Genomic DNA, 10768 nt, shown 5'->3' on the forward strand with positions numbered 1-10768 from the left:
ATTTACACCACTTTCTACCATAGCATGTTCCCAGCTAGGGAAAAAATAAAGTGCATTTTTCATTAGTTTTGGATGTGTTTGCTTTACTTTTTTCTTTTTTAGAGATTGTCCATTTGTTCCTAAGTACTGGATTTGGGCTTTGACTTCTTCGACCGTCATATCGGCTTGCATAAGATCACTCCCTTTATCAAGTTGACCCTATTATTCCCTTCTTTTAGATAGGTAAAACATATACTTCTAGAATTAGCTTATATTTATTTATATTTAATACAAATTATGAAGAACAACTACAACAAAGACTGCCGATTATGTATAAGCCTTCTACCAAGGATTCTTTCTCCGGAGTATGCAGCTTTTTATACATATGCTTGTCTCAGAAAATAGTCTTTATGAAGAAAAAATATATGTTATTATTTAACTCCAGTTATAGATTCCTTTAAAAAGTTACCATTTCAAATTCTTTTAGAATAATGTTTTTTTTAATTCAATCCAGCTTAATACTATACCCTTATTATAGGGACTAAAAATGTATATCATATACTCCTAAAGAACAAAAAAACTCCCCCAATGCGTTAAGAGAGTTTTTCTGTTCTTTAGGAGTTAGCTAAGTGATGATTCATCCATCTTGAGTAGTTTACTCATAAATAAAGAATTTTATTTGTTATAGAGTAAGTTTTTCTTTATAACTCCTATGTGAATAGGAAGAATAATACTGAATACAATCAAATAGGCAATTATAGAGAAAATAAAAAAGCTCCAATTTTTCATTTTTAAATACCCTGTTTGTATCATTAGCCATTCAATTAGAGTTGATAATAAGGTAAAAAGAAGAACTAGGATCCATTTGTTATTTTTTTGAAGTAGTTTAGATAGATAACAGAAAGTGATGTAGGAATAAAATTATAACTCACAAATTCACCAAGTCCCGTAATTTTAGGGTTACCTAGATCCACCCAGTCTAACATTCTCCCCACTACCGTATCAGAATTCCAAGCTACATAACCTACAACTCCAAAAGTAATATAAAATTCTAACCAGTTAATTTTTCTTTTAGGCATGAAAAGGGCAAATAATAATAATAGAAATGCTACAGAGATGGGAAACCAAATTCCTTTTGCAGATAAATCTAAATTTTTGATGATTGAGTGCATAATTAGATACCTCTTTTTTTGAAGATATATTTATTTTCTCCTAATTATCAAAATTCATTTAAATAATTAGATTTTAGGATTTTATCTGCTGCCTATAATTGTGATTATGGTGCGACAAGAAGTCGCTTTCTGACAGTGTAGCTAACGCTACCCATCTAGACGTAGAGATGATCTCCATCCGAAACGGCATTCTTGGTAACGAGTCTGTCGGTTGCATGAGGAAATGCGGAAACAGGGGACAAATGCATGGTCCAGAATACTGCTAGGAGAAGATAGGTATGGTAAACAAAAGTGAAGGTTTGTAAGCTTCGTAAGGGTTAGCTCAAGATAATGCACAGCTTTGCTTGGGTTTTGGCAAGAGGAAAAGTAGAATCATAATGCTGCTCTGATGCGTCCCGCATCTTGCCTGGAGTAAAGAACCTACCTACCCCTATCGCATCTGTAGGAAGGGAAACTTGGTAAGCCCTATGTCATCTGCGTAAGCAGTAGAATGACTGCAAAGTCAAACGATGTGGCAGAGGGTATGGGATATGAGAAAAAGCGAAAGCCGTTACTCTGAAAAGGAACAGGAAAGCAGAATCATTGTATAACTGGACGGATACTGTCGGCTTTACAGACAATGACAAGCTCGTAAGAGCGCCCACTTCTCATTGGTCTTCAACACGAAAATAAATTTGTGGCTATCTTCCAACGAAAAGGAGCGTGCTGTTATGAATACCTCTCTACGAGCGTCGGCGGACGTCTCGCATAAGGATTGGTACTCTATTGATTGGAGTATTATACAAAAATATGTAGCGAAGTTACATGGTGGAAATAATAAATGGATTCTCACATATCCACTTACTAACATTCAACTGTTAAAGATGTCCTAGATTAAGATAGAACGGCATGTCATGGTAGCCTATAAAAACAGCCTAGATGATCCAAGTCTAAGAGAGTATTGGAAAAAACGAGACCGTAAGGTCTTTAATAATGAAAATACATTGGATAGGATGAAACTCGCAAGAAAACAAGGATATCGTTGTCCATTGTGTAAGCAGGCTCTACAAAATGGAGAGAAAGTTATAGTGCGAAACCTAGAGGTTTCTATAGGTGAATTTGTTAAATTAGTACATGTACCATGTATTAAATAAATAAGTTGTTCGGATAAAAAGAAGGCTTGAGTCGTATGACGGAAAATCTGTCACGTACAGTTCTTAGGGGGCGGACGCTCGTGAGAGTGCCTGCCTACCCGACGTAACTAGATCTAGGTATTATATGTATCTTTAAATACTGTTCTAAAGGTATGTTACAATGTAATTATAAGGAAAAAGAGGTGTGTATAGGTATGTTAACTGCAGTAGTTGTAAACTGTTTCAATTTTATCTTTAGCTTGGATTATAGGGCAAAGAGAGCAGCAAGGTGAATAATGATTAGAAGAAAAAGCGTCTGAGGTGGTTTATATGCAAAGACAGCAAGGTATTACTATACTTTTATTAATGTTAGGTATGGCTTTTAAAAATGTATTTGAGTACTCTCCTTACTGTGGTATGGCTTTTAGAAACAGGAATATTAATAGTTAATTCTATTTATACAGGTAAAAATATAAAAAAGAAAAACAATACATAATTAATTTCAAAAGTACTTAGATAATTATTATCCAAGCACTTTTTCTACCGGGAAAGCACATTATGGTAACTAAGTTCGTATATGATATTCATTAGAAAAGCAGAAAAACTCCCTAGCTGAACTGAATCCAAAAAGTTAGACCCTTTATCTAAGCAGCGAATGAGGATTAAATTTTGTATTCTACAGGGGTCAATCCTTTTAATTCTGCTTTTATTCGTTTGTGGTTGTAATAAACAATATAGCTCTCTAATTTCTGTTGAAAGTGCTCCATACTCTCAAACTCTTGTAGATAGAGTAACTCTGATTTTAATAGACCAAAGAAGTTTTCAATGACTGCGTTATCAAAACAATTTCCCTTACGGGACATACTTTGAGTAAATGCTGATATTTGGTCATTTGATAATGTCACCGTTGAGTAAGATGGCATATTGAGTACATATGATGCTTCACAGAGTAATTTGTATAGGTCGGCTGTAAACCCTTTTCTCCATGTTTTTGGTACAATGCCACCCATTTTATAATATCTGATTTAGTTGCGCTTATTTAGGTACAAATCAATAACTTTCAACTTGTCTTCAAATGTATGTCTTGACATAAAAACACCCCAATCATTAGAGTTTCTTTGTCTAACAATTGAGGTGCAGTTCACCTTTTAAAAGTTGTCTTTTGTCTTTCTTCTCCCGAGAAATCACGTTTGTGAGAAAATGCTTTTCAGAAACAAGTCAGCTTAAAACGCAAAATAGTTGAGTAGCTACTTTCTTTTATTCCGTTGATTTTTCTTTTTGTTCGGTATGCCACCATAATGCATCTTTCGGGTTTTCAACAGCTTCGTTGTATTCAGATTTAGAAGCAACTGTTGGATAAGAACCTTTTAGAGATTTTCCTGCCGTGTTCTTGAATAAGAATAAAATCACTAAGAACCCGATAATGCTCACAATGGTTAGATAGAAAGCAGGGGCTAAGTTATTTCCTGTTTCATGAACTAGCCATGTGGCAACTAATGGCGTCGTCCCACCAAATATTGAAACAGAAACATTAAACGTCACGGCTAATGTTCGGTAGCGAATATCGGTATAGAACATCGTTGGTAATGTTCCAGGCATGGTACCTTCGTAAGTGGAAAGTAGAACACCTAAAATTAAAATACCTAATGAAATAAAGACTAAACTGTTCAAGTTGATTAAATAAAACGAAACAGCTGACAATAGACTTAATCCACCTAAACCAATTAAGAAAACCTTCTTGTTTCCAATTTTGTCACTAAGCTTTCCAAACATGAAAGCAAGTGGTACCATCAGAATCATGGTCACAGTAATTAATACAGTTCCCACTGTATTAGACAATCCAATAATTTCATTTAAATAAGAAGGCATGTACGATAATAGCATGTAGTTTGTAATGTTAAAGAATGCCACAGCTACAAAACAAACAAACACATCTTTTTTATGATTTTTCAAAATGGATAGAAAGCTTTCTTCCTGGACTTGGTCATCAGAGCTGGAAAGTTCATTTTCAAAAATCGGCGTTTCCTCTAAACTGCTTCGTAAATAAAATCCAATTAGACCTAAAGGTAAGCCAAGTAAGAACGGTATTCTCCATCCCCATGAGGCCATCTGTTCATCCGTTAGAAGAAGAAAAAGCAAACTAGCCAACAGTGATGCTAGGATATAACCCGTGAGGGTTCCAATTTCTAATCCACTTCCAAGTACATTACGCTTATTGTCTGGAGACGATTCTGCGATATAGACCATTGCACCAGCATATTCACCGCCGGTTGAAAAACCTTGAATAATTCTTGCTATTAATAAGAGGATCGGTGCCCATATACCGATTTGATCGTATGTAGGTAATAAACCGATGAGTAATGTGGAAAACGCCATTAAAATAATGGTGGTGGTTAGAACAACTTTCCTTCCTAACTTATCTCCAATTCTTCCGAATATAATACCCCCTACTGGGCGCATTAAGAAGGCAATCGCAAAAGTGGCAAATGTGAATACCAATTTTAGCTCATCATTCCCAACAGCACTAAAAAAGTTTTGACTAATGATAACAGCTAAATATGAATATAAACCAAAGTCAAACCATTCCATTGCGTTTCCTACGCCTGTAGCAAAAACGCTTTTTTTAGCTTTGTCAATATCTACGACGTTAATTTTTTTCTTGTTAAACTTCATTTATATTATGTCACCTCCAAGGCATATGATTATACAAGAATAAGAAGCAAAGTCAAACTCAAGGCTTACTTAATCAGACATACAAAAGCATTTAAACATTCATTATTTTTAAATAAAACAGGGGGGAATATTCATTCTGAAAAAATACTACATACAATTTGTTCCTTTTAGTTAGTAATCAAATATAGGGGTAAAGTTGAAAGACATAGAAAAAAGCTACTGACTGACTCCACCAACAGTAGCTTTTTTCACATAGAATAAGAAAGTTGATGCCTCTAAGCATCCTAAGTAGTTTACCCACAATATACGAATGTTACTCATATATTGTAAATAACTACATGTTATGTAGTTTCAAAGAAGATACCTCATTAGAGAGTAACTTCTTCTTATTATAGAATAACAAGCTTTCAAAGAAAAGTCATGTAACTTGATTGATATACATATCTAACGCAAAATAAGTATAGAACACGGACTCTCTACAGAAGAAATTGTATTTATTAATAAACGATTTAACTATTTGTTGGATATAAGTATCACCGAAACTGTTATAGTATTTGAACAAGTAAAAGATGAAATTATTAAAAAGGCACAACAAGAGGTGTTGAAACTATCGGTTCCTGTCGTCCCCATTCAGGATAAAACTGCTGTTCTCCCACTAATAGGCTCTATCAATTCAGAAAGAGCTGAATATATCTTGGAGAATGTGATCTTGAAAATTATCGAAATGAAAATAGAGTATCTGATTGTTGATTTTTCAGGTATCTTGAATATAGATACTATAGCTGAACGTTACCTCTTTGATATCTACAGTGTTCTTCGCTTATAAGGTATTGAGGAGGTCATGATGACAGGTATACGACCTGAACTTGCTCAAACTGTTGTTAGAAATGGCTTTGATTTCTCCTCTATTAAAACCTATGCAACGGTTAAACAAGCGATAGAAACTCAAAAAAGCTAGGAAATTAAGTTTCCCAGCTTTTTTGCATTAAGTTGATTTAGGATGTATATCATATGCGGAATTAGTATTTTATCGGTACTATCGCAAAACAACCCTAGAGTTATAACTCCAGGGTTACCTTAGTAATGATTACTCAGGTATAAATAAACTTTATTTACTTTTTCAACAACGCTTCTAATTTCACAAACTCATCTTTATTTCTGCATGTAAAGAAAACTTCTCTATTCCTCCTACATGCGGTCGAGTTCTAGATATTCTTTTAACGTTTGCTGTAACGTCCCTTTTGCTTCTGCCTGGTCCTCAAAGGAGATTCCTGAGTGAATCATTGTTCGAACTAGGTCAGTACGTAAACCTGTAAGAACAGCTTTAGATCCCATCATTGAAATCCCAGTTAATATTTTTTGAAAATGGTCAATGACATGCATCTCCATGTTAGCAATTCCAGAAAGGTCTATAATTAATGTTTGAATCTTTAAACCTGAGATGCCCATCAATACTTTCTCCTCAATCGTTTGGATACGATTGAGGTCAATCATTCCGATCAACGGTAGTACAGCTATAGATTGGCTAAGTGGTATAATGGGTACTGATAGATTTTCAACTAAGTCCCTTTGGGAGGCAATTAATTCATCTTTATACGTGGAATAACTAATGAGAAAAGTGTTAAGAAATTGATCGATCTTATCATTAATTCGTTTCTCTAAGGCATAAAATTCTTCACGGCTATTAAAATGGTTATTTATTCGATCATATTGATAGAGAAAATGCCACAATGTTCGCCTAATGGCCTGTACCCATTCTAGTTTGAAGGCAAGAGTTAAGGAATGCTCTGCCCAGGCTATCCCTTCTTGTTGAGCGAAAGCAACGAGTTGTTCTTCCTTTTGCTCCACGACATATAGAGATAACTTTTGAGCATTTTTTAAAAGATCAATATTTCCAGTTTCTAAAATGTCATTAATCTTAGAGGCTACGTTAACCGCCTCTGATAAGAGTTTATCCTGGAAGTTCTGTTTGTTATCTTTAATGAAATCGGTCATTTTCTCTCTCTGATTATAAATAATTTCCATTTTGAATACGCCCCTTATTTGTTTACTGATTATTGTTATCCTTAATTAATAAATATTCCCAAATGAGTTATTATTTATTTTTATTTTCATGCCTTGTACTACCTCCACTACATATGTTTTAAATAAAAGAACAATAAGACTTTTATAATGAATCTTTAAACCTGAATATACCCATGGTCGTGCCCACTTTTTCCAATATGATAAAGGGTTAATGGAGATAATTTTCACTGGCTGCTATCCATTCAGATAGTTCATCAAAAATGTTCTGCACTTGTTCTTTATTTAACGCGTCAACATTCTCCCATGCACTAGAAATATAAATCTCTAGATGATCAGGACAGGAAATGGATTCAGTAATAAGGGCTTTATAAAATAAAGGATTACCACCTTTATCTACTTCACCCTTACATCTATAGTTTTCAAACTTCCAACCATCTTTTGTCTTTTTGAAATGATAAAGGTCCTTATATCCCAACAGAGGACTGTATATTTGCATTTTGAATCTAGATGCACTACTCAACTTCAGATACCTCCTACCTCCCAAAGAATCTCATTTTCAAATAAGATTCTTTGTATCTTTACCCCTAAAACATATATTTTATTTACATCTTTTATACCATATCTATCTGTAATTCCCAACTATGTTGCATTTGTCATATATCGCCTAATCCTAATACAACATTACATTTTTTGTTTTTTTACAAATTTATTTCATTTTTAAAATCTTTATTTCAATTATTAAAGGTAATAACTTATAAATATACCCTATGTTAAAATGGATTAAACTTTCATTTGTAAAATTTTTTTTAATAGTGAGAAAGGGGTTTGGTGATACATGACAATAATAAAAATCAAAGAAATGTTAGAAACGTTATTACGATATGAAGATAGTGAAATCACTCATACCTTTTGTAGTGGAAATCATACCTTTTCTCTCAGTTATTCTAAAGAACTAAAGAATTTTCAAGTGAAGAATATTGAAACGGGCCATATTGAACATTTTCCGGATGTGGAGACTACATCTTTAGCTTTGTATAGAATAATAAGTATTGTGAAAAAAGAAGTCACTGAGTAATAATCCATTTTAAAGTTTACATAACAAGTATGATGTTTCTCTTTACTGTTCACCATATCAGTAGGTAGTAGAATGAATATTTGTAGACAGAAAAGCTCCTGATGCCTATTCAGGAGCTTTTCTGTCTTTAGTTACCATAATGTACATTCTAAATACATACAGAAATCACTTAGATATGATATCGTAAGTATAAAGATCCATTAATTAATGTAAAGGAGGTAGAACATGGATACTAGTATAACTAAATGGCTTCCTGTTCCTTATTTTCAAATCAATCAGGAAGGAACAATTCTAAATGTTTCACACATAACCCACTCATATTTCCCCCCTACATCGAATATATGGACGATCATTTATAAAGAAGACCGAAATAAAGCCATAGTAATGTTTTCACAGAGTCCTAATTCTCATCCTATAACAAAACAGCTCATTTTACAGACAAGTAACAAGTTATTTGGGAATTTTAAATGTACGATCCAATGGAAAGATGGTATAGGTCACCTCGTATGTACAGAAGTGAAAAGTAGTAAAGTTCTTGCACCTTTATCTATTCAAAACTCTTTAGTCAACACTCAAAAACGGTTAGAGGAATCAGAAAAACATTTAACCAAAGTTGCTAAAATAGTAAGTCTAAAAAAACACTAATTATTTGGTTTTGCCTCACATGAATTTTTTAGTTTTAAAGATGCATTTCATATAAATCTTTAGGTGGAATCATGTTCATTATAAGAACCAAAACATATTTTTTATAAAATATGTTTCGGTTTCTATGGTAAGGGTATAGTATTAAGATGGATGGAATTTTCGAGAAACATTCTTTTTTAAGTTTGTTTCTTTTTTTTTGATAATTATAAAACGAATCATAAACAGTAAATTGAGCAAACTACTCAAGATGCAATAGAGCATTATCAACATAACATCTATATTTCAACGACTAGGAAAACTACTGTACAGGAGCAGTAGTTTTTTTCGTTTGAATATACGAATTTAGTTACCATACTTTGTTTTCTTGAAAATAACATATAAAAAATCTATTTATGGAAAAATAGAGGGATTTTTCTAGTCACAAGACTCTTCATTTTGATAAGGATTAGATTTATATCAATTGATTGAATCAGAATAAACAAACAAGAGCATGTTAAATATGGATGGTAGGTATAAAAAGTATATTTTCATAACATCTATAGGAGATCGCAAATGAATAATTATAATAATGACAATACTATAAGACGCTATATTGCTCATGTTAGTATATTTGGAACGACTCAAATCCATTTAAGAAACCCCTATATTATTGCTTGGTGGTCAGCAGCTTTTCCTGGTTTTGGACATTTACTACTGTCTAAATACCTTCGGGGCTTTGTGTTATTTATATGGGAGGTCACCATAAATATTAAATCTCATGTAAATTTGGCCATGATTTATTCTTTTCAAGGAAACATTGATATGGCCAAAGACGTGCTTAATACAAGATGGCTTCTTATTTATATTCCCGTTTATATTTTTGCTATATGGGATAGTTACCGAACAACAGTTGATTTAAATAAAATATACGTGTTAGCTGAACGAGAAAATCATCGGTTCAACTCCTTCAGTATAGGAGCCATGGAAATAAACTATTTAGATAAACGGAATCCCATCTTATCCGTTTTTTGGTCGGTATTAATGCCTGGCCTAGGACAACTCTATATTCATCGGATCATTGGTGCTTTCTTTGTCATCATTTGGGCAGTCGTTTTCTTTTATTATTCTCACCTACTTGAGGGTATTTCTCTGCTATTTTTAGGAGAAATACAACAGGCGACTTCTGTTTTAGATGCAGAATGGTTGTTGTTTTTCCCCTCTTTATATGGTTTTGCTATCTTCGATTCCTATATGAATACCGTGGAGAATAATAAACTTGTTGAAAGAGAGCAGAAAAACTTCTTCGAGAAAATGTATCAACACCCCGGCTTTCGTATTGGAAAAGGAAAAAAGGTGAAATGAACATATGCAAATTTTTTCTACATTTGAATACTCAAGTTATGTAGAACTAGCTATTTCCGAGTTAGAGGAAAAAGGAATAGGAAAAGAAGACACATTTATTGTTCCTCTCAATAATCGAACGGAAAACCGTCGGATTTTTGATAGCCTTCATCGAGCAGATGGGGTTTCTCTTATTGATTTAGGAATGGCTCTAGCCACAGCCTTTTCTGTTATTGGTGCGAGTATTGGTTTTAAACTAAGCTGGGGCCCTATTTATTGGGGGATTATTAGTGCTTTTATCGGATTTGTCTTAGGACTAGGAATTAAACTATTTATGTTTAAAGTCATTAAGAAAAAGCAACGGCTTCTACGCGGTAAACATTCGGAAGTCATACTCATTGTTGATTGTCATGCTGTAGACGCCGAAGTGGTTGAACACATTTTGTGGAATAATTTAGCCTTAGGGGTTTCAAAAATTAGATCAGATGGTTTATAAAAACAAGTCATGAACGTACAATATAATGACCAGACATAAGATAAATTAACTTCTGCTTTTTTTGATTTTATGATAAGTGACGATTAATTTTATCTTCAAATGTATGTCTAGACATAAAAGCACCCCAATGGACTTGTCAATATTTATTGGACACTAAGTTAAGATACTATGATGAATAGGCTTTTTCGTATTCAATAGGGGAAAGATAATGCAGAGAAGAATGCATTCTTTTGGTATTGTAATAGAGCTCTATATATTTAAATACTTCTTT

11 protein-coding genes and 1 pseudogene are annotated in these 10768 nt (G+C 33.4%); 6 read left to right on the forward strand and 6 right to left on the reverse strand.

All coding sequences use genetic code 11. The features are described 5' to 3' along the window. Positions 1–833: 833 nt before the first annotated feature. A complete protein-coding gene (locus tag ACFX4W_RS01695) occupies positions 834–1151 on the reverse strand; it encodes a hypothetical protein (RefSeq protein WP_377256911.1) in 318 nt (105 codons plus the stop codon). Positions 1152–1861: 710 nt separating this feature from the next. Here ACFX4W_RS01695 and ACFX4W_RS01700 point away from each other — a divergent pair. After that, positions 1862–2023, forward strand: a complete 162-nt coding sequence (locus tag ACFX4W_RS01700; protein WP_377559204.1) for a hypothetical protein — start codon at positions 1862–1864, stop codon at positions 2021–2023. Between the two features lie 902 nt (positions 2024–2925). Here the strand turns inward: ACFX4W_RS01700 and ACFX4W_RS01705 are convergent. Then, positions 2926–3135: pseudogene (locus ACFX4W_RS01705) on the reverse strand (transposase); the annotation flags it as partial. 385 nt (positions 3136–3520) lie between these two features. Then, a complete protein-coding gene (locus ACFX4W_RS01710) occupies positions 3521–4936 on the reverse strand; it encodes an MFS transporter (RefSeq protein ID WP_197227541.1) in 1416 nt (471 codons plus the stop codon). 520 nt (positions 4937–5456) lie between these two features. Between ACFX4W_RS01710 and ACFX4W_RS01715 the strand changes: the two genes are divergently transcribed. Then, a complete protein-coding gene (locus ACFX4W_RS01715; RefSeq protein ID WP_377256917.1) occupies positions 5457–5762 on the forward strand; it encodes an STAS domain-containing protein in 306 nt (101 codons plus the stop codon). 362 nt (positions 5763–6124) lie between these two features. Here the strand turns inward: ACFX4W_RS01715 and ACFX4W_RS01720 are convergent, their stop codons facing one another. Together ACFX4W_RS01720 and ACFX4W_RS01725 are read right to left on the reverse strand one after the other, a co-directional pair. Next, entirely contained in the window at positions 6125–6961 is an 837-nt protein-coding gene (locus tag ACFX4W_RS01720) for an STAS domain-containing protein (RefSeq protein WP_377256920.1), read from the reverse strand. 208 nt (positions 6962–7169) lie between these two features. Further along, on the reverse strand, positions 7170–7481 hold the full coding sequence (locus tag ACFX4W_RS01725) for a hypothetical protein (RefSeq protein ID WP_377256923.1): 312 nt from the start codon (positions 7479–7481) through the stop codon (positions 7170–7172). A 315-nt stretch (positions 7482–7796) separates the two neighbouring features. On the opposite strand from ACFX4W_RS01725, the gene ACFX4W_RS01730 reads away from it, so the two are divergent. The 4 genes from ACFX4W_RS01730 (at position 7797) to ACFX4W_RS01745 (ending at position 10497) form a co-directional block, all read left to right on the forward strand. Further along, on the forward strand, positions 7797–8036 hold the full coding sequence (locus ACFX4W_RS01730) for a hypothetical protein (RefSeq protein ID WP_377559205.1): 240 nt from the start codon (positions 7797–7799) through the stop codon (positions 8034–8036). Between the two features lie 225 nt (positions 8037–8261). Next, positions 8262–8681: a hypothetical protein gene (locus ACFX4W_RS01735; protein WP_377256929.1), complete on the forward strand. Its 420-nt coding sequence runs from the start codon at positions 8262–8264 to the stop codon at positions 8679–8681. Positions 8682–9233: 552 nt separating this feature from the next. Then, positions 9234–10022: a hypothetical protein gene (locus ACFX4W_RS01740; RefSeq protein WP_377256932.1), complete on the forward strand. Its 789-nt coding sequence runs from the start codon at positions 9234–9236 to the stop codon at positions 10020–10022. Positions 10023–10026: 4 nt separating this feature from the next. Then, positions 10027–10497, forward strand: a complete 471-nt coding sequence (locus tag ACFX4W_RS01745) for a hypothetical protein (RefSeq protein ID WP_377256935.1) — start codon at positions 10027–10029, stop codon at positions 10495–10497. Positions 10498–10663: 166 nt separating this feature from the next. On the opposite strand, the gene ACFX4W_RS01750 is transcribed toward ACFX4W_RS01745, so the two are convergent. Next, on the reverse strand, positions 10664–10768 hold a 105-nt coding region (locus ACFX4W_RS01750; protein WP_377559149.1), incomplete at its 5' end, for an IS3 family transposase.

Source organism: Priestia sp. YIM B13489 (genome assembly GCF_042787645.1).
Classification (GTDB): Bacteria; Bacillota; Bacilli; order Bacillales; family Bacillaceae_H; genus Priestia; species Priestia megaterium.

Bases quoted from the DNA above. Each gene is read 5' to 3' on its own strand.
- ACFX4W_RS01745 (WP_377256935.1), top strand. From the start codon at position 10,027: ATGCAAATTTTTTCTACATTTGAATACTCAAGTTATGTAGAACTAGCT.
- ACFX4W_RS01735 (WP_377256929.1), top strand. From the start codon at position 8,262: ATGGATACTAGTATAACTAAATGGCTTCCTGTTCCTTATTTTCAAATC.
- ACFX4W_RS01710 (WP_197227541.1), bottom strand. From the start codon at position 4,936: ATGAAGTTTAACAAGAAAAAAATTAACGTCGTAGATATTGACAAAGCT.
- ACFX4W_RS01700 (WP_377559204.1), top strand. From the start codon at position 1,862: ATGAATACCTCTCTACGAGCGTCGGCGGACGTCTCGCATAAGGATTGG.
- ACFX4W_RS01740 (WP_377256932.1), top strand. From the start codon at position 9,234: ATGAATAATTATAATAATGACAATACTATAAGACGCTATATTGCTCAT.
- ACFX4W_RS01695 (WP_377256911.1), bottom strand. From the start codon at position 1,151: ATGCACTCAATCATCAAAAATTTAGATTTATCTGCAAAAGGAATTTGG.
- ACFX4W_RS01720 (WP_377256920.1), bottom strand. From the start codon at position 6,961: ATGGAAATTATTTATAATCAGAGAGAGAAAATGACCGATTTCATTAAA.
- ACFX4W_RS01730 (WP_377559205.1), top strand. From the start codon at position 7,797: ATGACAATAATAAAAATCAAAGAAATGTTAGAAACGTTATTACGATAT.